The sequence below is a fragment of the Cupriavidus sp. UYPR2.512 genome (assembly GCF_000379565.1).
Lineage (GTDB): Bacteria > Pseudomonadota > Gammaproteobacteria > Burkholderiales > Burkholderiaceae > Cupriavidus.
Genome location: NZ_KB903184.1, coordinates 135,179 through 160,928 on the forward strand (window position 1 = coordinate 135,179; position 25,750 = coordinate 160,928).

Annotated in this window: 22 protein-coding genes; 9 read left to right on the forward strand and 13 right to left on the reverse strand. The window is 67.3% G+C overall.

What is annotated here, in order from left to right:
* Positions 1-62: 62 nt before the first annotated feature.
* From A3A5_RS0133325 to A3A5_RS0133375, 11 genes are all read right to left on the reverse strand, one after another.
* A complete protein-coding gene (locus A3A5_RS0133325) occupies positions 63-785 on the reverse strand; it encodes a DUF502 domain-containing protein (protein WP_018314780.1) in 723 nt (240 codons plus the stop codon).
* Positions 786-798: 13 nt separating this feature from the next.
* The gene (locus A3A5_RS0133330; protein ID WP_018314781.1) at positions 799-1,140 is read right to left on the reverse strand and encodes an FmdB family zinc ribbon protein; all 342 of its coding nucleotides are present in this window, start codon (positions 1,138-1,140) and stop codon (positions 799-801) included.
* A 164-nt stretch (positions 1,141-1,304) separates the two neighbouring features.
* Positions 1,305-2,741: a sodium:solute symporter family protein gene (locus A3A5_RS0133335; RefSeq protein ID WP_018314782.1), complete on the reverse strand. Its 1,437-nt coding sequence runs from the start codon at positions 2,739-2,741 to the stop codon at positions 1,305-1,307.
* Between the two features lie 294 nt (positions 2,742-3,035).
* Complete coding sequence (locus A3A5_RS0133340; protein WP_018314783.1) at positions 3,036-3,659, reverse strand: methyltransferase domain-containing protein; 624 nt, start codon at positions 3,657-3,659, stop codon at positions 3,036-3,038.
* Between the two features lie 37 nt (positions 3,660-3,696).
* Positions 3,697-5,274 carry a ubiquinone biosynthesis regulatory protein kinase UbiB gene (gene ubiB / locus A3A5_RS0133345; RefSeq protein WP_018314784.1) on the reverse strand — a complete coding sequence of 526 codons (1,578 nt, stop codon included), beginning with the start codon at positions 5,272-5,274 and terminating at the stop codon, positions 3,697-3,699.
* Positions 5,275-5,341: 67 nt separating this feature from the next.
* Positions 5,342-6,022, reverse strand: coding sequence for an SCP2 domain-containing protein (locus A3A5_RS0133350; RefSeq protein ID WP_026201386.1), 681 nt, complete (start codon positions 6,020-6,022; stop codon positions 5,342-5,344).
* Between the two features lie 129 nt (positions 6,023-6,151).
* On the reverse strand, positions 6,152-7,141 hold the full coding sequence (locus A3A5_RS0133355; protein WP_018314786.1) for a Tim44 domain-containing protein: 990 nt from the start codon (positions 7,139-7,141) through the stop codon (positions 6,152-6,154).
* 63 nt (positions 7,142-7,204) lie between these two features.
* Positions 7,205-7,936, reverse strand: a complete 732-nt coding sequence (gene ubiE / locus A3A5_RS0133360) for a bifunctional demethylmenaquinone methyltransferase/2-methoxy-6-polyprenyl-1,4-benzoquinol methylase UbiE (protein WP_018314787.1) — start codon at positions 7,934-7,936, stop codon at positions 7,205-7,207.
* Positions 7,937-7,970: 34 nt separating this feature from the next.
* Positions 7,971-8,393 carry a gamma-butyrobetaine hydroxylase-like domain-containing protein gene (locus A3A5_RS0133365; RefSeq protein ID WP_018314788.1) on the reverse strand — a complete coding sequence of 141 codons (423 nt, stop codon included), beginning with the start codon at positions 8,391-8,393 and terminating at the stop codon, positions 7,971-7,973.
* A gap of 86 nt (positions 8,394-8,479) precedes the next feature.
* Positions 8,480-10,345: an ABC transporter ATP-binding protein/permease gene (locus A3A5_RS0133370; RefSeq protein ID WP_026201387.1), complete on the reverse strand. Its 1,866-nt coding sequence runs from the start codon at positions 10,343-10,345 to the stop codon at positions 8,480-8,482.
* 128 nt (positions 10,346-10,473) lie between these two features.
* Positions 10,474-10,911, reverse strand: coding sequence for an HIT family protein (locus A3A5_RS0133375; protein WP_018314790.1), 438 nt, complete (start codon positions 10,909-10,911; stop codon positions 10,474-10,476).
* A gap of 329 nt (positions 10,912-11,240) precedes the next feature.
* Between A3A5_RS0133375 and A3A5_RS40605 the strand changes: the two genes are divergently transcribed.
* Positions 11,241-12,101, forward strand: a complete 861-nt coding sequence (locus A3A5_RS40605; protein WP_157637362.1) for a fimbrial protein — start codon at positions 11,241-11,243, stop codon at positions 12,099-12,101.
* Positions 12,102-12,128: 27 nt separating this feature from the next.
* On the opposite strand, the gene A3A5_RS0133385 is transcribed toward A3A5_RS40605, so the two are convergent.
* Together A3A5_RS0133385 and A3A5_RS0133390 are read right to left on the reverse strand one after the other, a co-directional pair.
* Positions 12,129-16,103, reverse strand: a complete 3,975-nt coding sequence (locus A3A5_RS0133385) for an FAD/FMN-binding oxidoreductase (protein WP_018314792.1) — start codon at positions 16,101-16,103, stop codon at positions 12,129-12,131.
* 180 nt (positions 16,104-16,283) lie between these two features.
* Complete coding sequence (locus A3A5_RS0133390; RefSeq protein ID WP_018314793.1) at positions 16,284-16,862, reverse strand: YqaA family protein; 579 nt, start codon at positions 16,860-16,862, stop codon at positions 16,284-16,286.
* A gap of 337 nt (positions 16,863-17,199) precedes the next feature.
* Between A3A5_RS0133390 and A3A5_RS0133395 the strand changes: the two genes are divergently transcribed.
* From A3A5_RS0133395 to A3A5_RS0133430, 8 genes are all read left to right on the forward strand, one after another.
* Positions 17,200-17,697 (forward strand): (2Fe-2S)-binding protein, encoded by a 498-nt coding sequence (locus A3A5_RS0133395; RefSeq protein ID WP_018314794.1) that lies wholly within the window; start codon positions 17,200-17,202, stop codon positions 17,695-17,697.
* Between the two features lie 12 nt (positions 17,698-17,709).
* Positions 17,710-20,085: a xanthine dehydrogenase family protein molybdopterin-binding subunit gene (locus tag A3A5_RS0133400; RefSeq protein ID WP_018314795.1), complete on the forward strand. Its 2,376-nt coding sequence runs from the start codon at positions 17,710-17,712 to the stop codon at positions 20,083-20,085.
* A gap of 27 nt (positions 20,086-20,112) precedes the next feature.
* Positions 20,113-20,913, forward strand: a complete 801-nt coding sequence (locus A3A5_RS0133405; RefSeq protein WP_018314796.1) for a xanthine dehydrogenase family protein subunit M — start codon at positions 20,113-20,115, stop codon at positions 20,911-20,913.
* A 175-nt stretch (positions 20,914-21,088) separates the two neighbouring features.
* Positions 21,089-21,985, forward strand: coding sequence for a MoxR family ATPase (locus tag A3A5_RS0133410; RefSeq protein ID WP_018314797.1), 897 nt, complete (start codon positions 21,089-21,091; stop codon positions 21,983-21,985).
* A 2-nt stretch (positions 21,986-21,987) separates the two neighbouring features.
* Complete coding sequence (locus A3A5_RS0133415; protein WP_018314798.1) at positions 21,988-23,244, forward strand: VWA domain-containing protein; 1,257 nt, start codon at positions 21,988-21,990, stop codon at positions 23,242-23,244.
* Positions 23,235-23,792 (forward strand): CoxG family protein, encoded by a 558-nt coding sequence (locus A3A5_RS0133420; protein ID WP_018314799.1) that lies wholly within the window; start codon positions 23,235-23,237, stop codon positions 23,790-23,792. The genes A3A5_RS0133415 and A3A5_RS0133420 overlap by 10 nt, the downstream gene beginning before the upstream one ends.
* Complete coding sequence (locus A3A5_RS0133425) at positions 23,765-24,802, forward strand: XdhC family protein (protein ID WP_018314800.1); 1,038 nt, start codon at positions 23,765-23,767, stop codon at positions 24,800-24,802. Before A3A5_RS0133420 ends, A3A5_RS0133425 begins: the two co-directional genes overlap by 28 nt.
* 19 nt (positions 24,803-24,821) lie before the next feature.
* Positions 24,822-25,427, forward strand: coding sequence for an NTP transferase domain-containing protein (locus tag A3A5_RS0133430; protein ID WP_018314801.1), 606 nt, complete (start codon positions 24,822-24,824; stop codon positions 25,425-25,427).
* Positions 25,428-25,750 lie beyond the last annotated feature (323 nt).

The window sequence follows — 25,750 nt, forward strand, 5'->3', positions numbered from 1 at the left end:
GAGATTCCCGGTAAAACGCGGCCGCCCGATCGCATCGGGCGGCCCGTGATCAGATTGGATGCTTAAGGATCGGTCGTCTCGACCGTTTCCTCGTTGCTGGCCCTGCCGGCCGGATTGGCTGGACTGGCCGGGGCTGCCGGCCGGGGCGCGCTGCTGTTCTTGCGCGGCAATTCCGCCGGTGCCACCACGCCCATCGAGACGATGTACTTGAGCGCGGCGTCGACGGTCATGTCGAGTTCGATGGTGTCGGCCTTGGGCATCATCAGGAAGAAGCCCGAGGTCGGATTCGGCGTGGTCGGCACGTAGACGCTGACGTATTCGCCCTGCAGGTGGTTCTGGACGTCGCCGCCAGGGCGCCCGGTCAGGAAGGCGATGGTCCACGAGCCCTCGCGCGGGTACTGCACCAGCAGCGCCTTGCGGAAGGCATTGCCCGAGGACGACAGCAGCGTGTCCGAGACCTGCTTGACGCTGGTATAGATCGGGCCCACCACCGGGATATGGCCCAGCAGCGCTTCCCACCAGCGCACCAGCCGCTGGCCGATGAAGTTATGCGCCAGCAGGCCGACCAGCAGGATGACCAGCAGCGTCAGGATGGCGCCCAGGCCGGTCACGCGCTTGCCGAACATCAGCCGGTCCGGGCGCCAGGCCTCGGGCAGCAGCGCCAGGCTCTGGTCCATCGTGCCGATGATCAGGCTGAGCACCCACAGCGTGATGCCCAGCGGCACCAGCACCAGCAGCCCGGTCAGGAACCAGGTTTTCAGGGCGGAAGTCTTCTTGGCAACCACGGGCGGGTCCGGCTCAATGGCAGGCGCAGGCGCTGCCGCAGCCGCCGGCTGCCGCGGGGGTAGCCGAAGCGGAGGAGGCAGGACTGGCCGACGATTCAGCCGCCGCCGGGGCGCTGGCCGCCGCTGCAGCGGCGCCACCCGCGGCGCCGGTCGCTGCCGGCGCGCTGGTGCCGCCGCGGAAGTCGGTCACATACCAGCCCGAGCCCTTGAGCTGGAAACCAGCAGCGGTCAGCTGTTTCTTGAACGCGCCGGCGACGCCGCACGACGGGCAGTCCGTCAGCGGGGCATCGCTCATTTTCTGCAGCACATCGCGCCCGTGGCCGCAGGCGTCGCAACGGTAGGCATAGATCGGCATGGTGTTATTTCGCGAGAAAACTTCGGAATCGGTACAAAGGCGGACATCGCCGCGGGCCATAGCGGCTGCGGGAGATCCCCGCGCGACGATGCAAAGCCTTGAATTATAAACCGTTCCGAGGCTGCCTGATCGCCGGAAATGAGGGGGTGGCAGACCGGGGACCGTCAGGCGATGTGCACTTCCTTGACCGGCGCGTGATCTGCAATCCACTGCGGCAGCAGTGAACCCATCACCATGCCGCTGACCGAGAACAGCAGGCCGACCATTTGCGGCGGCACCACAGCATCGGCCAAGGCCACCTCGCAGGTCAGCCAGGAAGACAGGCCCAGCAGGATCGCCGCCAGCCCGCCCTGGCGGGTGGCGTGCTTCCAGAACATGCCGAAGGACAATGGCACGAAGGACGAGACCAAAGTGACCTTGTAGGCATTCTCAACCATATGAAAGATCGACAGGTGCGAGTTGAGCGCGAACAGCGTCACCACCGCGGTGAACACCAGCACCACGGTCTGCATCACGCGCAGGAACTGCCGGTCGTCCAGGTGGCGGAAGTACGGGCGCAGGATGTTCTCGGCAAAAGTCACCGACGGCGCCAGCAGCGTGGCCGAGGCGCAGCTCTTGATGGCCGACAGCAGCGCGCCGAAGAACATCACCTGGGCGAACATGGGCGCGTGCTGCAGGATCAGCTGCGGCAGGATCAGCTGCGAATCGGTGTCGATGTACTTGGCCACCATGCCGGGGTCGATCAGCGTGGCCGAGTACGCCAGGAACATCGGGATAAAGGCAAAGCAGAAGTACAGCGCGCCGCCCAGCACCGAGGCGCGCCCGGCGATCTGCTCGGTGCGCGACGAGGTCACGCGCTGGAACACATCCTGCTGCGGGATCGAGCCCAGCATCATGGTGAACAGCGCCGCCGCAAAGCCGATGATCTGGATAAGATCCAGCGACGGCAGGAACTCGAACTTGCCGGCCGCGGCCGCGTGCGACACCACGGCCGTGACGCCGCCGGCCTGGCCGCTGACCTCGTAGCCGATATAGAGCATGCCGATCACGATGATGATCATCTGGATGAAGTCGGTGATGGCCACCGACCACATGCCGCCGAACAGCGTATAGACCAGCACGCTGGCCGCGCCGATCATCATGCCGGCCTCCTGCGTCAGCGCGCCGTCCGAGACGGTATAGAACACCAGCCCAAGCGCCTTGATCTGCGCCGCCACCCAGCCCAGGTAGGACACCACGATGCACAGCGTGGTCAGCACCTCGGCCAGCCGGCCATAGCGGTTGTGGTAGTAGTCGCCGATGGTCAGCAGGTTCATCCGGTACAGCGGCCGGGCGAAGAACAGGCCCACCAGGATCAGGCACAGCGACGAGCCGAAGGGGTCGGAGACCACGCCCGACAGGCCTTCCTTGAGAAATACGGCGGGGATGCCCAGCACCGTCTCGGAGCCGAACCAGGTGGCGAAGACGGTGGCGGTGACGATATGGAACGGCAGGCTGCGCCCGGCGACGGCGAAATCGGTGGTGTTGCGAACGCGCAGCGCCGCCCACAGGCCGATGCCGACCGAGATTACCCAGTAGATGATGACGAACCAGATCAGCATGCCGCTGCCCTATGCAGAAAGTGCCCTTGTGGCGAGAAACCGAATGCCGGGCGGCGCATGGGTGCACGTTTCTTGCGCGCATCTGCCCGGAGTCCAATTCATCGGTCGGGGCCGCATATCGAGCTGCCTGGAGTTCTCGCGCAGGGCGGAAAACGCGGCCGGGGCTGCGGTCGTAGCCGAATCAAAACGCGGATTATAGCGACGCAGACCAGTGTGGGCGAAAAAAATTCCCAGCCGGCGCAAATGCGCCACGCTGAGCATCGCCTGCGCCACAAGGGCTGGCCGGCGACTGGTTCAGCCGGACCGGCGGCGCCAGACCTGCCAGCGCTCCTGCCCCTGGAACACCGGCAGCGGCGCGGCCGAGGGCCGGTCCTCAAGTCGCTCGAAGGCCGGTGCCAGCAGCGCATCCAGCTCCTCGGCCGGCATCGCGAACGGCGGCCCGCCGCGGTTTTCGCCCAGGTAGAAGTAGCCGGCCAGCAGGCCGCCCGGCGGCAGCAGTTGCGCGACCCGGGCGGCATAGTCAGCCCGCATCGCCGGCGGCAGCGCGCACAGGAAGGCCCGTTCGTAGATCAGCTCGCACGCCGGCTGCGGCGTGAAGGCGAAGAAATCGCCCTGCTGCACCACTGCCCCCGCCGGCCCCAGCGTCCGCCGCGCCGACGCGACCGCCTGTGGCGAGAAGTCAATTGCCGTCACCGGCCAGCCACGCCCGAACAGCCACGCGGCCTCCCAGCCGTTGCCACAGCCTGGCACCAGGGTCGGGCATGGCGCGCGGCCTTCAATGAACTGCCGGAATTCATCGGGCACGCCGCCCTGGTCCCAGGGCGTGAAGCCCTGTTCGAAACGCTCGTCCCAGAACGCCGGGTCGGCGGCATTGCGGGTGGAGAAGGTCGGCGGCGCAGGCTTGGCGGGGTCGCTCATGGTCACCTCAATCTAATATGGATCAGCCAGGGGTGCGCTACCAGTAGCCCGCCCAGCCCAGCACATGCGTCAGCACGATGCCGGCGACAAAGCCGCCCAGCAACAGCAGCCCGGTGCCGAGCAACCGGTTGGTGCGGCGCTGCTCCACCACCAGCATCGCCAGCAGCTTGTCCTGCTCGCCGTTGCTGGTCAGCGCGCGCCGCTCCAGGAACTGGTGCGCCAGGCGCGGGAAGTCGGGCAGCATCTTGGCCCACAGCGGCGCCTCCACCTTGACGCGCTCCCAGGCGCCCTTCCAGCCCACCTGCTCGTGCATCCAGCGCTCCAGGAACGGCTTGGCGGTCTTCCACAGGTCCAGGTCGGGGTCGAGCTGGCGGCCCAGGCCTTCGATATTGAGCAGCGTCTTCTGCAGCAGCACCAGCTGCGGCTGGATCTCGACATTAAAGCGGCGCGAGGTCTGGAACAGGCGCATCAGCACCATGCCCAGCGAGATTTCCTTCAGCGGCTTGTCGAAGTACGGCTCGCAGCAGGCGCGCACCGCGCTTTCAAGCTCTTCGATGCGGGTATCGGGCGGCACCCAGCCGGACTCCACGTGCAGCAGCGCCACGCGGTGGTAGTCGCGCCGGAAGAAGGCAATGAAGTTCTGCACCAGGTAGTTCTTGTCGAATTCGGACAGCGCGCCGACGATGCCGAAGTCCAGCGCGATATAGCGGCCGAAGGTTTCGGGCTGCACCGACACCAGGATATTGCCGGGGTGCATGTCGGCATGGAAGAAGCCGTCGCGGAACACCTGGGTGAAGAAGATCTCGACGCCCTCCTCCGCCAGCAGGTGCATGTCCACGCCCGCGGCCTTCAGCGATTCGGTGCGCGAGATCGGGATGCCGTGCATGCGCTCCATCACGAACACGGTGCTGCTGCACCAGTCCCAGAACACCTCGGGCACCAGCAGCAGGCTGGTATCGGCAAAGTTGCGGCGCAGCTGGCTGGCATTGGCCGCCTCGATCATCAGGTCGAGTTCGTCGTGCAGGTATTTGTCGAACTCGGCCACCACCTCGCGCGGCTTCAGGCGCTTGCCGTCCGCCCAGAAGCGTTCCAGCCAGGTGGCCATGTCGCGCATCAGCGCCAGGTCGCTGTCAATCACCGGCAGCATGCCCGGGCGCAGCACCTTCACCGCGACCTCGCGGCCGTGGCAGGGGCCGCCCTTGAGCGTGGCGAAGTGCACCTGCGCGATCGAGGCGCTGGCCACCGGCTGGTGCTCGAAGGTCTCGAACAGCTGGTCCAGTGGCCGCCCCAGCGCGCGCTCGATGATCTTCACCGCCACCACCGAATCGAACGGCGGCACCTGGTCCTGCAGCTTGGCCAGTTCGTCGGCAATGTCCGCCGGCATCAGGTCGCGCCGGGTCGACAGCACCTGGCCGAACTTGACGAAGATCGGGCCCAGCCGCGTCAGCGCCAGCCGCAGGCGCTCGCCGCGCGGCATGTCGAGCTTGCGCCCGATGGTGATGACGCGCACCAGGAAGCGGATCTTGCGGCTGCTGAAGCCCGAGAGCACCAGCTCGTCCAGGCCGTAATAGAGGATGACGAAGAGAATCTTGCCAAGGCGCAGGAGGCGGGTCATTCGGGAATCTTCACAGGGCCGGGCAGGCAGTCACGTTAGTGGTGGATGGGATCGGGGCGCGGCCGGCTCAGCGGTGCGGCGACGGCAGCTGGCCGGACGGGCCGGATGCCGGCGGCGGGCCGACGCGCTCCAGCCGCTCCAGCCGTTTTTCGAGCCGGGCCAGGCTGTCGCGCAGCCGGCCCACGTCGGCGCCGAAAGCATCGAGCGCGGCGTGGCGCACCAGGGTCGGGTGTTCGTCCAGCAGGTAGTCGGTGACGTTGTCGACCAGGGCGCGGCCAACGCGCGTGGCCTGCTCATGCACCTGGCGCGCGCCATCGACCACGCGCTGCGCCACGCTGTCGCTCACCGGCCCGCCCAGGATGCCGCGCAGCGCGCGCGACAGGTCTTCGGCGGCGTCCCAGCGCAGGTTGCGCGCCAGCGTCGACACGGTGTTGGCCAGTTCGGCGTCGCCCTCGATGCGTACATGGCGCATGGCGGCGGCCTGGCCGCCTTCGGCCACGTCGGCGGCCACCAGCGGCCACTGCTGCACCGGCACGCGCAGCGTCACCGCGGGCGCCTCGGCCTCGGGCGCCAGTTCGGTGCAGCCGTGCTCTGTCACCTTCAGCGACAGCACGAAGGCGGCGGCATCGAAGCGGATCACGCGCCCGGCAAACGGGCTGAGTTGGTTGCGGGCCCACGGCTCCTGCTCAAGCAGGTGGTTCAGCGCCGAGATGGCGGGCATGGCCAGGGCGGAAGGCAGAGTATTCATGACAGCGCGGTTGGCGGGCAGGCAGCGACGCCGCACATCGGGCGTCCCAAACAAAAAAGGCCCACGCTTTCACGTGGGCCTCCATTCTAAGCTACTCCCCCCGGCGCATCACCGCCGCGGGGTGCGGCATCAGGACTCTTGCTGGATGCCGGCCAGCAGCCAGCCGCCCGTGCCGCTGGCAGGCTTGGCCAGATTCCAGACCTCGCCGAACGGCTGGGCCGCCTCGCCGGCCTTCTCGCGGATCATGCCGGAGAAGCGCACGCTGGCGATATGCTGGGCCGCGGCCGACTCGATGCCGAGCAGCTGGGCTTCCAGCGTGACCACGTCGGTCTTGTTGACCTCGGCGCCCCGCTCGGACAGGTCCATCTTGATCTCGGCGAACATCTCCGGCGTGGTGAACTCGCGGATGTCGTCCAGGTTGCCGGCATCCCACGCGGCCTGCAGGCGCACGAAGTGGACCTTGGCGTTGCGCAGGAAGGCTTCGGTATCGAAGTCAGCCGGCACACCCCACGGCTGCTGGGCCACGGCATCGGCCGCGACCGGGGCGGCCGATGCTGCCGGCAGTACCGTGTTGGCGGCCGGGCCCGCCGGGCTACCCGAAGGCACAGGCGTCGGCTCCCCGCGGAACATGGGCTCGGCGTTGCGGCCCAGGTTCGGCGCGTTGCCGGCGCCGGCGTAGGCCGGCTGCTGGGTGCGCTTGCTGCCGCCACGGAACTTGCGGATCAGCCAGATCGCGGCGAACGCCACCAGCGCGATCAGGATCAGGTTGGACAGGAAGCCCAGCGCCGCGCCGCCCAGGCCGAAGTGCGACAGCAGCCAGCCGATACCCAGGCCGGCGGCGATGCCGCCCAGGATGCCGCCCCAGTTGCGCTTGGGGGCTGCCGCGGCAGCCGCGCCGGCGGCGCCAGCCGTGGCCGGGGCGGCCTGATTAGGCTGCTGGGCCGGTTGCTGGGTCGGCGAAGTGGGCTGCGGCGCCTGCTGGCGCTGCGTGACCGATTCGGACTGCTTGCCGATGCTGCGCGAACCGCCGATGCGCTTGGCATTGGCATCGAACACCATCCCGAAGGCAATCGCGGTAATCAGCGACCCAACCAGGAACTTTCCACGAAATGACGACATATTCTGCTATCCCCTGTCAGTTTCACCCGATATGCGGGCGAGGCATGGCGATTTCAAGTCTTCTTAATACTTGCGCCCGACGTGGAGCGCCACCACTCCGGCCGTCAGATTGAAGTATTCGACATTTTCCAGGCCCGCATGTTCCATCAAGCGTACAAGTGAAGCCTGGTCTGGATGCATTCTGATCGATTCCGCGAGATAGCGATAGCTCGGGGCATCCCCTGCCACGCGCTCGCCCAGCCATGGCAGCACCTTGAAAGAATAGACGTCGTAGGCCTTTTCCAGGGGTTTCCACACCTTGGAGAATTCCAGCACCATGACCTTGCCGCCCGGCTTGACCACCCGGCGCATCTCGGCCAGCGCGGCGTCCTTGTGCGTCATGTTGCGCAGGCCGAAGGCCACGGTCACCAGGTCGAAGTGGTTGTCCGGGAACGGGATGCGCTCGGCGTCGCACAGGCACACCGGGGTGACAATCCCCTTGTTCAGCAGGCGGTCGCGGCCCACGCGCAGCATCGACTCGTTGATGTCGGTCAGCCAGACCTCGCCGGTCGGGCCGGCCTGCTTGGCAAACGCCTTGGCCAGGTCGCCGGTGCCGCCGGCGAGGTCCAGCACCTTGTGGCCGGGGCGCACGCCGGCCTGGGCGATGGTGAACATCTTCCAGAGCCGGTGCATGCCGCCCGACATCAGGTCGTTCATCACGTCGTACTTGCTTGCCACCGAATGGAATACGCCGGCAACCTTGTCGGCCTTTTCCGCTTCGTCGACCTTTTCAAACCCGAAGTGGGTTTCACTCATCTTTCAGACTCCAGGGTAATCGAATCGGTGCGGCTCAGTGATGGCCGCAGCCGTGGCCGCCGGCAGCGCCGGCGGCGGGCATCGGGGTGTCGCGGTCGGCGCCGGCGGCTTCCAGGCGCTGCAGGTAGTCCTGCCACAGCGCATCCTGGTTGTCGCCGAGGCGGTACAGCAGGTCCCAGGAATAGATGCCGGTGTCGTGGCCGTCGGTAAAGCGGATCAGGATCGCGTAGTTGCCGACCGGCTCGACCGCATTGACGCCCACCTCGCGCTTGCCGGTCTGCAGCACTTCCTGCCCCGGGCCGTGGCCCTGGACTTCGGCGGACGGTGAATACACGCGCAACAGCTCGAACGGCAGCCGGAAGCTGCGGCCGTTGTCGAAGCCGATCTCCAGCACGCGGGATTGCGTGTGGACCGTCAGCGCGGTGGGATGGGGAGTGTCTTTGTCCAGGCCTGCCATGATGATCGCAGCCCGTGCTACGGGCGCCCTCGATAGGTGATTTCAGCGTGACGGGACCAGTGCGGCGGTACAGATGCCGCGCCCCGTCACGCTTCGCATACGACCCGATAGCTTACCCCAGGCATGCCGGCTTGCGCAGCCTGCTCGGCCTCCCCGTCCTGCGGCACATAGCGCAGGCGCCGGCCATGGAAGGCCGCCACGGTGCTGCGGTGCGCGATGCTGACGATCGCCGCGCCGGGCAGCGACTCCACCATCAGCTTGTACATGGCGCCCTCGGTTTCCTCGTCGAGCGCGCTGGTGGCTTCATCCAGGAACAGGTAGTCCGGTTTCTGCAACAGCGCGCGCGCGAAGGCCAGCCTCTGCTGCTCGCCCGGAGAAAGCCGCAGCGCCCAGTTGTCGAACACGTCGAGCTGGTCCACCAGCGCCGCCAGACGCGCCTGGCGCAGCGCCACCTGCAGCGCTTGCGCGCTGTGCGCCGTGCCAGCGTCGGGGTAAGCCAGCGCATCAGCCAGCGTGCCGATCGGCAGGTAGCTGCGCTGCGGCAGGAACAGCATGCGCGCGCCGTCGGGCATCGTCACGGTGCCGCTGCCGTACGGCCAGATTCCCGCCAGCGCGCGGAACAGCACGCTCTTGCCGCAACCAGACGGGCCGCTGACCAGCCAGCGCTCGCCCGGCGCGACCGACAGCGAGAACGGCGCCACCAGCGGCCGCTGGCCCACGGCCGCGCTGCGCGCGGCGCGTACCGGCAGTGCCAGCGCCAGAGCGTCGATGGTGATGCCATTCTGCGGCTTGCCGGTATGTTCCACCTCGATATCGCGCACGCCGCCCGGCGCCATGTCCTGGCGCTCGGCCACGCGGATCGCTTCCTGGAAATCGATCAGGCGGTTGGCCGCCGCCTTCCAGCCCACCAGGGTGGCATAGCTGTCGACAAACCAGGACAACGCGCCCTGCACCTGGCCGAAGGCGGAGCTGATCTGCATCAGCCCGCCCAGCGTCATCTTGCCGGCGAAGTAGCGCGGCGCGGCCACCAGGATCGGGAAAATGATGGCGAACTGGGCATAGCCGGAGCTGACGAAGTTAAGTCGCCGCGTATACAGCATCAGCTGGTTCCAGTTGGCGCGGATGCGGTCGAAGCGTGCGCGCAGCCCTGCCTTCTCGGTCGGCTCGCCGCGGTACAGCGCCACGGGTTCGCTGTTCTCGCGCAGCCGCACCAGCGTGAAACGGAAATCCGCCTCGTACTGTTCCTGCTGGAAGTTCAGGCCGATCAGGGGGCGCCCGACGAAGTGCGCGACCAGCGATCCGACCACGGCGTAGCCTGCCGCGAACCAGACCATATAGCCCGGGATCACCAGCTCGCTGCCACCGAACGCAAAACTGATCGGCCCCGACAACGTCCACAGGATGCCGACGAAGGAGACCAGCGTCACCACCGAGTTGAGAAGTCCCAACGACAGCGACAGGCCGCCGTCGGTGAACTGGCGCAGGTCGTCCGCGATCCGCTGGTCGGGGTTGTCGGTGGTATGGGTCTGTTCGATGCGGTAGTACGCCTGGTGTCCGAGCCATCGGCCCATGAACCGGCCGGTCATCCAGGTACGCCAGCGCATCTGCAGCATCATCGTGTAGTACTGCCGGGACAGGTAGGCCACGATATAGAAGCCGGCAATCCACGAGAAACGCAGCAGCAGGACCTTGAACGAGGCATAGTCGCGCTGCTCCAGCGCGTTGTAGAACACGCGGTTCCACTCATTGAGCAGCACGTTGATATAGACGATGCCCAGGTTCAGTGCGATCACCAGGGTGAGCAGGCCAAGGCCCGCCACGCGGTCTTCGGATTTCCAGTAGGGCTTGATCAGCGCCCAGGTCGCGGCCATGCGCAGCCGGCTCTGGATCTTGAGGGCCCGGGCAGGGACGGCCGGGCCCGGTACGGTGACGGAAGTCGGGGTCGAGGACATAGCGGCAGCTCTTGGCCCGCCAGCGTGATGCGGGCCGGGCTTGTTGTTCTGGTACCGCGGGCGCAAGCGCGACCGCGGCAGCAACAGCATTCAGACGGTGTCGGCCGGCGCGGGTTCCGCGCCCGGCCTCAGGCGTCGCTTGCTTCGATCAGCGAAAGTGCGGTACGCAGCGCCGGCAGCCGGCTGGCCAGTTCCTGCACGTGCGCGCTGTCCGCCGCGCGCTGCGGTGCTGCCCAGATGGCCTCAGGGAAATGCGTGTCCCAGCGGTAGCGCGGGATGATGTGCCAGTGCAGGTGCGGCACCATGTTGCCGAACGCCGCCAGGTTGACCTTGTCCGGCGCCATCACCTCGCGCACCACCCGCTCCACCCGCGCCACCAGCCGCATCAGCCAGGCCTGGTCGGCCTCGTCCAGGTCGCTCAGCTCGGCCACGTGGTCGTTCCAGACGATGCGGCAGAAGCCGGGGAAGCGGTCATGCTCGACCAGGATCAGCCGGGCGCGGTCGCCCATCCAGACCAGTTCGCCGCCATCGGTCTCGCAAAGGGCGCAGTTGGGGATTCGGCTCATGAAACGAATTTATCCATTGTTGAATGGCGGGGCCGTGCTGCAGCGCGCGGGGCGGTAGGCCGCAGGCACCGCATTCGGGCATTTTAAGTAACGTCCGATTTTATTACCTTCCCACGGCTGGAATACTGGCTCTTCCTCCATCGTCAATGTCAACGGCCATGTCCGACCCTTCCAGAAACCGCCTCCGCAAGCCATTGCGCATACCCATCGCGTTTTGCGCATTGGCGCTGCCGGCCCTTTTGCTGTCTGCGCCGGCAGCCGCCGATTGCAGCTTCGCAGGCGGCAATGCGCTTGGCACGGCGACCATTTCATTGCCGGTGCAGATCAGCGTGCCCCGCAATACCGCGGTAGGCAGCATCCTGTACGATTCCAGCTGGGTCACCGCAGGTCCCACCAGCATTGTCTGCACGGGCACCATCGCGCAGAACTGGGGCTACGCTAGCCCGATGGTCCCCGTGCCGGGATACAGCAACGTTTACCAGACGCCCGTGAGCGGCATCGGCATCAAGACAGGCTGGGCGAACTGGCTCTCCGGCTCCCCCAGCGTCGACAGCACGGCGCTGGTCTCGCCACCGGCCTCACTGTCCGTTCCCAACCCCAGCCCGACGCCCTACGGCCCGATGGGGCGCTACCGGCTGCAACTCGTCGTGACGGGTCCCGTGATGCCTGGCACCATCAGCCTGCCAGGCCTGCTGGCCCAGGCCAGCTATGGCGCGCTGACCGTGAACCAGCTTGTGGTGGCGGGCAGCACCAACATCGTTGCGCCCGCCTGCACGGTACAAAATACGTCAGTGGTGGTGAACATGCCGACGATAAGCGCTTCGGCCTTGCCAGCCGCCGGTGCGACAGCCGGGCAAACCGGCTTCAATATCTCGCTCAGCTGTACCGGGGCCACCGCGGTCACAATGACCCTTACCGATGCCGCGCAGCCCGGCAATACCAGCAGCAGCCTGTCGCTGGCCACCGGATCCAGTGCGGGCGGTGTCGCCTACCAGATTCTCTACAACGGCACGCCGGTCAGTTACGGACCGGATTCCGCCAATGCCGGCAACCTGAACCAGTTCAACGTCGGCACCATGGCCGGCGCCGGCGCCATGAATATCCCGCTGGCGGCACGCTATGTGCGTACAGGCACGGTGACGCCGGGGTCCGCCAACGCCAATGCGACGTTCACGATGAGCTACCAATAGCCGGAACCCGCGGCCGGAACCTCAGCGTCAGACCAGCACCCGCTCAATACCACCGGCATTGGCCTTGGCGACATACTCGGGCATCCAGTTCTCGCCCAACAGGTGCTTCGCCATCTCAATCACGATGTAGTCAGCCTGCACCGAAGCGTCTTCCTTGTAGCGTGACAGCCCCTGCAGGCACGACGGGCAGCTGGTCAGGATCTTGACGTCGCCGGTGAAGCCGTCGGCGCGCAGGTTGTCAGCGCCCCTGGTCATTTCCTCTTCCTTGCGGAAGCGGACCTGGGTCGAGATATCCGGACGCGTCACCGCGAGCGTGCCGGATTCCCCGCAGCAGCGCTCGTTCTTCTCGATCTTGCCCAGTCCGGTGTTGCCCCCCATCAGGTCGTTGACCAGCTTGGTCGGATCCATGGTCTTGATCGGGGTATGACAGGGATCGTGGTACATGTAGCGCGTACCGGTCACGCCCTCTAGCTTGACGCCTTTCTCGAGCAGGTATTCGTGGATGTCGATGATGCGGCAGCCCGGGAAGATCTTGTCGAATTCATAGCCGGCGAGCTGGTCGTAGCAGGTGCCGCAGCTGACCACCACGGTCTTGATGTCGAGGTAGTTCAGCGTATTGGCCACGCGGTGGAACAGCACGCGGTTATCGGTGACGATCTTCTCGGCCTTGTCGTACTGGCCGTTGCCGCGCTGCGGATAGCCGCAGCACAGGTAGCCCGGCGGCAGCACGGTCTGCACGCCGACGTGCCAGAGCATTGCCTGCGTGGCCAGCCCGACCTGCGAGAACAGCCGCTCCGAGCCGCAGCCCGGGAAGTAGAACACCGCTTCCGTTTCCGGCGTGGTCGCCTTCGGGTCGCGGATGATCGGCACGATCTCGTTGTCTTCGATATCGAGCAACGCGCGCGCGGTCTTCTTGGGCAGGTTGCCCGGCATCTTCTTGTTGATGAAGTGGATCACCTGCTCGCGCACCGGCGGCTTGCCCACGGTGGCGGGCGGATGCGCGGTCTGCTTCTTCGCCAGCTTCTTCAGCACCTCGTTGCCCAGGCGCTGCGCCTTGTAGCCCCAGTCGATCATGACCTTGCGGGTCAGGTTGATGGTCTCGGGGCTGGTGGCGTTCAGGAAGAACATCGACGCCGCGGTGCCGGGGTTGAATTTCTTCTGCCCCATCTTGCGCAGCAGGTTGCGCATGTTCATCGACACGTCGCCGAAGTCGATCTTGACCGGGCACGGCGTCACGCACTTGTGGCAGACCGTACAGTGGTCGGCCACGTCGGAGAACTCGTCCCAATGCTTGATCGACACGCCGCGGCGGGTCTGCTCTTCATACAGGAAGGCCTCGATCAGCAGCGAGGTCGCCAGGATCTTGTTGCGCGGGCTGTACAGCAGGTTGGCGCGCGGCACGTGCGTGGCGCACACCGGCTTGCACTTGCCGCAGCGCAGGCAGTCCTTGACGCTCTCGGCAATGGCGCCGATGTCGCTCTGCTGCATGATGATCGACTCATGCCCCATCAGGCCGAACGACGGCGTATAGGCATTGCGCAGGTCGGCGCCGGGCAAGAGCTTGCCCTTGTTGAAGCGGCCCTGCGGATCGACCCTGGCCTTGTAGGCACGGAAGTCGCCGATCTCTTCCTCGGTAAGGAATTCCAGCTTGGTGATGCCGATGCCGTGCTCGCCCGAGATCACGCCGTCGAGTGAACGCGCCAGCGCCATGATGCGGGCCACCGCGCGATGCGCGTCCTGCAGCATGTCGTAGTCGTCGGAGTTCACCGGGATGTTGGTGTGCACGTTGCCGTCGCCGGCGTGCATGTGCAGCGCCACGAAGACGCGGCCGCGCAGCACCTGCTTGTGGATCTTCTGGGCTTCGTCCAGGATTGGCTTGAACTCGCCGCCGTTGAAGATCTTGCGCAGCTCGGCGCGGATCTCGTTCTTCCACGACACGCGGATGGTGCGGTCCTGCAGCAGGTGGAACACGGTGGCGTCCGGCTGCTGCTGCAGCCGCGCCTCGAACTCCTGCCCCAGCAGGCCCAGTCCATGCCCGATCAGCGAGGCCTTGGACTGCGCCAGCGGCACGTCCATGTGGTCCTGCAGGTAGCGCCAGCGCGCGCGGATCTCGCGCAGCAGTGTCAGCGCGTGCTGCACGCGGTCTTCCAGCAGTTCGGCGCTGGGAATCTCGTTGGCGTCGTCGCTGCGGCCCAGCGGCAGGTTGCCGCGCGCGAAGAACGCTTCCAGCGTATCGACCAGCCTGAGCTTGCTCTTGATCGACAGCTCGATATTGATGCGCTCGATGCCGTCGGTGTACTCGCCCATGCGATTGAGCGGGATCACCACGTCTTCATTGATCTTGAAGGCGTTGGTGTGCTTCGCAATCGCGGCGGTGCGCGAGCGGTCCAGCCAGAATTTCTTGCGCGCCTCGGGGCTGACGGCGATAAAGCCTTCGCCGCTCTTGCCGTTGGCCATGCGGATCACTTCCGAGGTGGCGCGCGCCACGGCGTCTTCATCGTCGCCGACGATATCGCCGATCAGCACCATCTTCGGGAAAGCGTTGCGCTTGCTCTTGGTGGCGTAGCCGACCGCGCGCAGGTAGCGCTCGTCCAGGTGTTCCAGGCCCGCCAGGATGGCGCCGCCGGGCTTCTTGGTCTCGGCGTCGAGGTAGTCCTTGATCTCGACGATGCTGGGGATGGCGTCGCGCGCCTGGCCGAAGAACTCAAGGCACACGGTGCGGATGTGCTTCGGCATGCGGTGCAGGATCCAGCGCGCGCTGGTGATGATGCCGTCGCAGCCTTCCTTCTGCACGCCGGGCAGGCCGGCCAGGAATTTGTCGGTGACGTCCTTGCCCAGGCCTTCCTTGCGGAACTTGCGGCCCTCGATGGCCAGCGTCTCGGTGCGCAGCACCTTCTCGCCCGGGGCGCGGTTGCCGTCCGACCACTTCAGTTCGAAGGTGGCCACCGGCACGTCGTGGATCTTGCCCAGGTTGTGGTCCAGCCGGGTGATTTCCAGCCAGTTGCCTTCCGGGTCCACCATGCGCCACCAGGCCAGGTTGTCCAGCGCGGTGCCCCACAGCACGGCCTTCTTGCCGCCCGCGTTCATGGCGACGTTGCCGCCGATGCACGAGGCATCGATCGAAGTCGGGTCGACCGCGAACACCAGGCCAGCCTTGTCGGCGGCATCGGCCACGCGGCGCGTCACCACGCCGGCGCCGGAGAAAATGGTCGCCACCTTGTGCGACACGCCCGGCAGGTCGGTCTGCTCGACCGGCCCCAGCTGCTCCAGCTTCTCGGTATTGATCACCGCGCTCATCGGCGTCAGCGGCACGGCGCCGCCGGTATAGCCGGTGCCGCCCCCGCGCGGGATGATGGTCAGGCCCAGCTCGAAGCAGCCCTTGACCAGGCCGGCGATCTCTTCCTCGGTATCCGGGGTCAGTACGACGAACGGGTATTCCACGCGCCAGTCGGTGGCGTCGGTCACGTGCGAGACGCGCGACAAGCCGTCGAACTTGATGTTGTCCTTCTGCGTGACCCGGCCCAGCACGCGCTGGGCGCGCTTGCGCAGGTCATAGGCCGCGGCGAATTCGTTCTTGAAGTCCTCGATCGCCTGCTTGGCGAAGGCGACCAGCTGCTCCACGCGGTGCGAGCGGTCCTCGGCCGCGGGCTCGGCGTGCTCGGCACGGTCGGCGGCGCGGCGCTTCTCGATCTCGTTCAGGCGGTGGTGCAGCGCGCTGACCAGCATTTGGCGGCGCTTGGGATTTTCCAGCAGGTCGTCCTGCAGGTAGGGATTGCGGCGAACCACCCAGATATCGCCCAGCACCTCGTACAGCATGCGCGCGGAGCGGCCGGTGCGGCGTTCGCTGCGCAGTTCGTCCAGGATGCGCCAGGCTTCCTCGCCCAGCAGGCGGATGACAATCTCGCGGTCCGAGAAGGACGTGTAGTTATAGGGGATTTCACGCAGGCGCGGCGGGGCGTCCTGCGCGGCGAGCTTGGCGTCGAGCACGAGTGGGGCGTTCATTGGGGGACCGCTTCCTGCTGCGCACGGGGACTGTGCGCGAATCGTTCATTAAAGGGCGATTGTACTGCAAGGCCCGGTTTCGCCGCACCGCAACATCGAGGAATCCTTGTTGGAACAAGGGATTAGGCGACTTTTCAGCCTGCCAACGACGCTCCACGGTGGTGCCGGCAGCGCACCGGATCAGAACCAGGCCTTGAAGGTTTGGGCAATGTTGTGCCAAAAGCTGTCCGGGATCCACAACAGGCTGGCGGTCATGAACAGGTAGCGGATGAATTTGCCGACCGCCATCCAGGCCAGGCTGGGCCAGAATGAGAGGCGCAGCCAACCGGCCAAAGTGCACAATGGATCACCAATTCCAGGCAGCCACGAAAACAGCAGCGTGGGCGGCCCAAGCCGGCGCATCCACCGGAAGTAGCGCGCGTCGAGCTTGGGCTTGGGCGGCTTGCGCGCGTGCTTGCGGTGCTCCAGGTGCTCAATGTCGTGCTCGCGCGCCCGGCGCCGCTTGTGGTAGCGCACCAGCGCCAGCTTGGCGGCATAGCCCAGCCACCAGTCGATGGCGCCGCCCACGGTGTTGCCGGCGGTGGCCACCACAATCGCCGGCCAGAACATCTCCGGGTTGAGCTTGACGTAGCCGAACACCGCCGGCTCCGAGCCCAGCGGCAGCAGCGTGGCCGAGATCAGGCTGACCACAAAGATCGCGGGCAGGCCCACCTTGGGCAGGGCAACGGTTTCAAACAGCCAGTTGAAGAAGGCTTCCATGTAAGGGTGGCGGGTGCCAGTGGGCGCGGCTCATTCTAGCTGCTGTGCCCCGAACGGGGCGCGGGCAAACCACATGGCACCTGTGCTGGATTTGTGATTAACTGTTAGAGCCTGTTGCGGCCGATCGTTCGCCGGCCGTGGCAATTGCGCCAGCATCTACGCCAAACGCCGCGTGCGCTGGCGCACCTTCGGCAGTTGCAGCGGCAGCACCAATATCACGAATTAGCCGTCCTATAGCCGTCTTAAGCGGCAGTACCGCGTCGTGGCCAGTCCCGCGCAGTTGCTTTCGGGATTTCGGGCAATTGGTCATGCGCGTCCACCCCACATGGAGACAAGCATGGCGATTCCGATCCGCCTGACGGTCAACGGCAAGCCCGTTGACGCACAGGTAGAACCCAACACCCTCCTGGTCCAGTTCCTGCGCGAACAGTTGCGCCTGACCGGCACCCACGTCGGCTGCGACACCGCGCAGTGCGGCGCCTGCACGGTCCACCTGGACGGCCGGGCGGTCAAGTCGTGCAATATCCTCGCGGTCCAGGCCGACGGCGCCGCCGTGACCACCATTGAGGGCCTCGCCGGCGACAAGGCCGGCAACGGCCTGCACCCGATGCAGGAAGCCTTCCGCGAATGCCACGGCCTGCAATGCGGCTTCTGCACGCCCGGCATGGTGATGAGCGCCACCGCGCTGGTGCAGGAACACCCCGGCGCCGACGCCGCCACCATCCGCGCGCACCTGGAAGGCAACCTGTGCCGCTGCACGGGCTACCACAATATCGTGCGCGCAGTGCAGCAGGGCCAGGCGGCCATGCAGGGCACCACCGCCAGCGCGGAATAAGGGGAACCGGCCATGAACGCACCCGAGAACCAGCGCCTGGTAGGCGCGCCGGTCAAGCGCAAGGAAGACTATCGCTTCCTGACCGGCAACGGCCAGTACACCGACGACATCGTGCTGCCGCAGCAAAGCTACGCGTACTTCCTGCGCTCGCCGCACGCGCATGCGCGCATCCGCTCGATCGACAAGTCCGAGGCGCTGGCCGCGCCCGGCGTGATCGCCGTGCTGACCGGCGACGAGCTGGCGGCCGACAAGGTCGGCGGCCTGCCCTGCGGCTGGCTGATCCACAGCATCGACGGCTCGCCGATGAAGGAGCCGCCGCACCCCGTGATCGCCCACGACAAGGTGCGCCACGTCGGCGACCAGGTCGCGCTGGTCATCGCCGAGACCCTGCAGCAAGCGCGCGACGCGGCAGAGAAGATCGACGTCGACTATGAAGAACTGCCCGCCGTGGTCAGCGCCGCGGATGCCGCCAAGGCGTCCACCCTGGTGCATGACGACGTGCCGGCCAACACCTGCTACACCTGGGGCCATGGCGACAAGGCCGCCACCGACGCCGCCTTTGCCAAGGCCGCGCACGTGACCACGCTGGACATTGTCAACAACCGGCTGATCCCCAACGCGATCGAGCCGCGCGCGGTCAACGCCAGCTACACGCGCCAGGACGACAGCTATACCGTCTACGTGGCCAACCAGAACCCGCACGTCGAACGCCTGCTGATGGGCGCGTTCGTGCTGGGGCTGCCCGAATCGCGCCTGCGCATCATCGCGCCGGACGTGGGCGGCGGCTTTGGCTCCAAGATCTTCCTGTACCCGGAAGACGTGGCGCTGACCTGGGCCTCGAAGAAGATCGGCCGCCCGGTCAAGTGGACCGCGGACCGCTCCGAGTCCTTCCTGACCGATGCGCACGGCCGCGATCATGTGACCAAGGCCGAGCTGGCGCTCGATGCCGACGGCAAGTTCCTGGCGATGCGGGTGCATACCACCGCCAATATGGGCGCCTACCTGTCGACCTTTGCCAGCAGCGTGCCCACCATCCTGTATGCGACGCTGCTGGCGGGCCAGTACGCCACGCCCGCGATCTACGCCGAGGTGCAGTCGGTCTTCACCAACACCGCGCCGGTGGATGCCTACCGCGGCGCCGGACGGCCCGAGGCCACCTATGTCGTCGAGCGCCTGGTCGAAGCCGCAGCGCACGAGATGAAGATCGACCCGGCCGAGCTGCGCCGCAAAAATTTCATCCGCCAGTTCCCGTATGCCACGCCGGTGGGCCTGACCTACGACACCGGCGACTACGAGCCGTGCCTGGCGCGCGCGCAGGAACTGGCCGACGTCAAGGGCTTTGCGGCCCGGCGCGACGAAGCGAAGCAGCGCGGCAAGCTGCGCGGCCTCGGTTATTCCTGCTATATCGAGGCCTGCGGGCTGGCGCCGTCGAATATCGCCGGCGCGCTCGGCGCGCGCGCGGGGCTGTTCGAGGTGGGCGAGATCCGCGTGCACCCGACCGGCACCGTGACCGTGTTCACCGGCTCGCACAGCCACGGGCAGGGGCACGAGACCACCTTTGCGCAGGTGGTCGCCGACCGGCTCGGGCTGCAACTGGATCAGGTCGAGATCGTGCACGGCGACACCGGCCGGGTGCCGTTCGGCATGGGCACCTACGGCTCGCGCTCGCTGGCGGTGGGCGGCTCGGCCATCGTCAAGGCACTCGACAAGATCGAGGCCAAGGCCAAGAAGATCGCCGCGCACCTGCTGGAGGCGGCGGACACCGACATCGAGTTCAGCAACGGCGTGTTCCGCGTGGCCGGCACCGACCGCACCAAGACCTTTGGCGAGGTCGCGCTCTCCGCCTACGTGCCGCACAACTACCCGCTCGACAAGCTGGAGCCGGGTCTGAACGAAAACGCGTTCTACGACCCGACCAACTTCACCTACCCGTCGGGCGCCTATGTGTGCGAGGTCGAGGTCGATCCCGATACCGGCGAGTCGCAAGTGGTCAAGTTCACCGCGGTGGACGACTTCGGCAACATCATCAACCCGATGATCGTCGAAGGCCAGGTCCATGGCGGCATCGGCCAGGGGCTGGGCCAGGCCATGCTGGAGCAATGCATCTACGATAACGACAGCGGCCAGTTGCTGACCGGCTCGTACATGGACTACGCCATGGCGCGCGCCAGCGACCTGCCCGACTTCACCGTCGAGACCGCCACCGGCACGCCCTGCACCCACAACCCGCTGGGCGTGAAGGGTTGCGGCGAGGCCGGAGCGATCGGCTCGCCGCCGGCGTTCATCAACGCGCTGGTGGATGCGCTCAGCCCGCTGGGCGTGAAGGACATCCAGATGCCCGCCACGCCGCACCGGGTCTGGCAGGCCATCCAGGCCGCCCGGCCGTGACCCACGCACACCGCAAAGGAAACCGACATGTACGCATTCAATTTTGAACGCGCCGCGGATGCCAAGGCGGCCGTGGCCACGCTCAAGGCCGATCCCGACGCCAAGTTCCTCGGCGGCGGCCAGAGCCTGCTGGCCGCGATGAAACTGCGGCTGGCCGCGCCCTCCGTGCTGGTGGACGTGGCGCGCATTCCCGGCATGGCCGAGATCCGCGTCGAAGGCAATGAGATCGTGGTCGGCGCCGCTGCGCGCCATGCCGATGTGGCCGAGCATGCCGAGGTGCGCCAGCGCATCCCGGCGCTGGCGGCACTGGCCGGCGGCATCGGCGACCGCCAGGTGCGCGCCATGGGCACCATCGGCGGCGCGCTCGCCAATGACGATCCCGCTGCCGACTATCCCGCTGCTGTGCTGGGGCTGGGAGCGACCGTGGTCACCGACCGCCGCACCATCGCCGCCGACGACTTCTTCAAGGGCCTCTATGAAACCGCGCTGGAACCGGACGAGCTGATCACCGCGGTGCGCTTCCCGATCCCGGAGCAGGCTGCCTACGCCAAGTTCCGCAACCCGGCCTCGCGCTTTGCGCTGGTGGGCGTGATGGTGGCGCGGACCGGCAACACGGTGCGCGTGGCGGTGACAGGCGCGGCCGACAGCGTGTTCCGCTGCCAGCCGCTGGAGCAGGCGCTGTCGGCCAGCTTCACCGCGCAGGCGGCGCGTGGCGTGAAGGTCGATGCGTCGAAGCTGAACGCCGACCTGCATGCGTCGGCGGAGTACCGGGCGCATTTGATCCCGATACTGGCGGCACGGGCGGTGGAGGCGGCGGTGAAGAGCTAGTGGCGCTTCACCTTTCCCATTGTGGTCTCCCCTCTTCCGCACCGCGGGGGAGGGGCTGGGAGTGAGGGCCGGCGCCTCTGCGAAGTGAGCGCCCTCACCCCCGCTCCTTTCCCGCCGTGCGGGAGAGGGGAGCAAACCGTCGGCGTGCAAGGCGCACCGGCACAGAAAGAACCTCATGCTTCCCACCTCCATCGACGACACCATCGCCCAGCTGGAACGCCAGCAATACTTCGCCGACCGCGAAACCGCCACGGTGCTCTATCTCGCCATGCGCATGCAGCGGCCGCTGTTCCTGGAAGGCGAGCCCGGCGTCGGCAAGACCGCCATGGCGCAGGCGATGGCGGGCGTGCTCGGCACGCGGCTGCTGCGGCTGCAATGCTATGAAGGGCTGGACGCCGCCAGCGCGCTGTACGAATGGGACTACCCGCGCCAGATCATGGCGCTGCGCCTGGCCGAGGCTCGCGGCGAGCGGCCCGAGGCGCAGTCGCTCTACCATGACGACTTCCTGCTCAAGCGCCCGCTGCTGGAAGCGCTGCTGCCCGACCCGGCCGCGCCGGGCGTGCCGCGCGTGCTGCTGATCGACGAGATCGACCGCGCCGACGAGCCCTTCGAGGCCTTCCTGCTGGAGGTGCTGTCCGAATTCCAGGTGTCGATCCCCGAGATCGGCGTGATCCGCGCCGAGCGTCCGCCGCTGATCGTGATCACCTCCAACCGCACCCGCGAAGTCCACGACGCCCTCAAGCGCCGCTGCCTGTACCAGTGGATGGGCTACCCGGAGCGCGACCGCGAACTGCAGATCGTGGCCGCGCGCGCCCCTGAGGCCGCCGCAGCGCTGCAGGCGCAGGCGATCGACTTTATCCACCGGCTGCGCGGCATTGACCTGTTCAAGGCGCCGGGCATCGCCGAGGCCATCGACTGGTGCCGCGCGCTGTCCGCGCTGGGCGCGACCGAGCTCGATCCGCAATCCGTGCGCGACACGCTGGGCGTGCTGCTCAAGTACCAGGACGACCTGGCGCGCGTGGATGGCCCCACCGTGGCCGAGCTGCTGGCGGGTGCCGCGCCGGGAGGCTGAAGATGGCCACGCTGCACGCCGCGGTACGGCCTGCCGCACCGGCCCTGCCGGTGCTGGCGCGCAACGTCACGCACTTCATGCGGCTGTTGCACAACGGCGGCTTCGCGCTGTCGCCGGCCCATGCGGTCGATGCGCTGCAGGCGCTGCGCCATGTCGATATCGGCCAGCGCGACGAGGTGCGCGCCGCGCTGGCCGCACTGGTGCTGTCCGGCCCCGACCAGCGCCCGCTGTTCGATGCCGCCTTCGACCTGTTCTGGCGCGACCCCGACTGGGAAGGCAAGCTGCGCGCGCTGCTGCTGCCGCGCGTCGATGCCGGGGCGCCGCCGCCGAAGCGCAGCAACCGGCTGGCCGATGCCTTGGCCGCCCGCCAGCCCGAAACGCCATCGCGGCCCGCGCAGACGGAAGCCGAGCGCGTCCACGTGCCGCTGACCTTCTCCGACCAGGAACGCCTGGCGCAGCGCGACTTTGAAACCCTGACCGCGCAGGAATGGCGCGCGCTGCAGCACCTGGTGCGCACGCGCCGCGCCCACCTGGCCTTGCAGCGCACCCGCCGCCTGCGCGCCGCCACCTGCGGCACCCATGCCGACCTGCGTGCCAGCGCGCGCCTGGCGGTGCGCCAGCATGGCGAGTGGCTGCGCTGGAAATTCCGCAAGCACGCCGAACGCAAGCCGCCGGTGGTGCTGCTGCTGGACATCTCCGGCTCGATGAGCCAGTACTCGCGCGCGGTGCTGTATTTCTGCCATGCGCTGATGCAGTCGCGCGAGCGGCTGTCGGTATTCCTGTTCGGCACGCGGCTGACCAACATCACGCGATCGCTGCGCGAACGCGACCCGGACGAGGCCGTCGCGCTGATCACCGGCCAGGTGCGCGACTGGGCCGGCGGCACCCGCATCGGCGCCGCGCTGGCCAGCTTCAACCGCCACTGGGCGCGGCGCACGCTGTCCGGGCGCGCCACCGTGCTGCTGGTCACCGACGGCCTGGACCACGAGCATATCGACCTGCTGGGCGACGAAATGGCACGGCTGCGCCGCTTTGCGCACCGCATCGTCTGGCTCAACCCGCTGCTGCGCTACCCCGGCTTCACCCCGCAGGCGCGTGGCGTGCAAGCCATCCTGCCGCACGTGGACGCACTGCGCCCGGCCCATAACCTGGACAGCCTGCTGGCGCTCGAGACGCTGCTGTCCGACCATGGCGGCCCGCCCCGGGCCGCCACCCCTGCCCTCGCCAGGCACAACAAGGAAGCCCCTCCATGGAAATGAACCAGAGCCAGCGCCTGCCGGTCCCGCAGCAAGTGGCATGGGAAGCGCTCAACGACACCGAGCTGCTCAAGCAATGCATCCCGGGATGTGAGAGTATCGAGCCCGACGGCGACAACGCCTACCAGCTGGCCCTGACGGCCGCGGTGGGCCCGGTCAAGGCACGCTTCAAGGGCCGCATGGCACTGGAAGATATCCAGGCCCCCGACAGCTACACCATCCGTTTCGATGGCCAGGGTGGCGCGGCGGGCTTCGGCAAGGGCAGCGCCCAGGTCCGGCTGGAACCAGACGGTGACGAGACCGTGCTGACCTACACCGTCAACGCCCACGTGGGGGGCAAGATCGCACAGATCGGCTCGCGGCTGGTGGACGCCGCGGCACGCAAGATGGCAGATACCTTCTTTGCGCGCTTCACCGAGGCCGTCACCCCTGACGCCACAGACGACACGCCGGCGGCCGAGGGCGCCCCTGCCACAGCTGCCGGCGACAATGAACCGACAGAGGAACCGAAGCGGAAACGATCATGGACAGCGTGGATCTCGAAGCCCTGAAGAACAGCGTGCAGTGGCAGCAGCAAGGCCATCGCGTGCTGCTGGTCACGGTAGTGCGGACCTGGGGCTCGTCGCCCCGGCCCGAAGGCGCGATGCTGGCCGTGCGCGACGACGGCCTGGTGGTGGGCTCGGTCTCGGGCGGCTGCATCGAGGACGACATCATCGACCGCGTGCGCCGGCAGGGCATCACCGCCGACCACCCGGAAGCGATCAAGTACGGCATCAGCGCCGAGGAAGCCCACCGCTTCGGGCTGCCGTGCGGCGGCACCATCGAGCTGGTCACCGAACCGCTGACCCCGGCCAGCGGCATCGCCGAGCTGCTCGACGCCGTGGAGAACGGCCGCCTGGTCGCGCGCACGCTGGACATGGCCACCGGCACCGCCACGCTGGGCCCGGCCAGCGCCACCGACGGCCTGGTGTTCGACGGCAAGACGCTGCTGACCATCCACGGCCCGCGCTACCGCATGCTGGTGATCGGCGCCGGGCAGCTGTCCAAGTACCTGTGCCAGATCGCCGTGGGCCTGGGCTTCCAGGTCACCGTGTGCGACCCGCGCGAGGAATACACCGAGACCTGGGACATCCCCGGCGTGACCATGGTGCGCACCATGCCGGACGACACCGTCACCGACATGAAGCTGGACGAGCGCTGCGCGGTGATCGCGCTCACGCACGACCCCAAGCTGGACGACCTGGCGCTGATGGAAGCGCTGCGCACCCGGGCCTTCTATGTGGGCGCGCTGGGTTCGCGCCGCAACAACCAGGCGCGCCGCGAACGCCTCAAGGAATTCGACCTGACCGAGCTGCAGCTGGCGCGGCTGCATGGCCCCGTGGGCATCTACATCGGCAGCCGCACGCCGCCGGAGATCGCCATCTCGATCCTGGCCGAGGTGATCGCGGCCAGGAACCACGTATCGCTGCCCGACATCCTGCAGGTGGAAGGCGCGAAGGCCGCACGCGAGATGGCTGCCGGCACCGGCAGCAGCTGCGACGTCGCGCCTGGTCCCACCTGACGACTTCGCGAATGCCGCCATGACTGCCGCCCCCAACGCTCCCCTGCTCCGCACCGACCTGCCCACCGGCATCCTGCTGGCCGCAGGCTTCGGCCGCCGCTTCGACGCCGCCGGCAAACGCAACAAGCTGCTGGAGGTGCTGCCCGGCGGCCGCTCGGTGGCCTGGCGCAGCGCCCGCACGCTGGCCGCGGCGTTGCCGGAATCGATCGCAGTCATTCGTCCGGGCAATCCGGCACTGGCCGAGGAACTGCGCCGCGGCGGCTGCCGCGTGGTGGAGTCACCCGACGCCGAAGCCGGCATGGGCGCAGCCCTGCGTGCTGCCGTGGCAGCCACGCCCGAAGCGCGCGGCTGGGTGGTAGCGCTGGCGGATATGCCCTGGCTCCCGATGGAACTGATCCGGGCGGTGGCGTTGACAATCACCACGCCCGATACCATCGCCGCGCCGTGGCGCAACGGGCAGCGCGGGCATCCGGTTGGTTTTGGCGCGGCCTGGCGTGAGGAACTGCTGAAACTGGATGGGGATGAAGGGGCGCGGGCTCTGCTGAAGGACAAGCCTGTGACGCGGATCCTGACTGAGGATGAAGGGGCGTTTCGGGATATTGATACGCCGGGGGATTTGAAGTGAGGGGATGGGGAGGGCCGTCTGCCTTGTCGCCATGTGGTTGCTTGTTGCTCTTGGCGGGCGTGGGCTGTTTCGCCGGCGTAGCCGGCGAGTCACTTCTTGTCCGAGCGACAAGAAGTAACCAAGAAACGCGTCGCCTATGCGGCTGGCAATAAATTACGCGGCGTTGGTCGTATGGGCGGCGGTGCTTGCCGTTTGGGCGTGGTCGCGGTTCGAGCCTGCTAACGCCATGTGAGTGTGGGGCAGTGCCTGCGATAACCGGCTTTTGAACGATCCCCAAGTCGGGCGGCGGCCCGCGCTCTCCAGCGCTATCGCATCAACGCCTT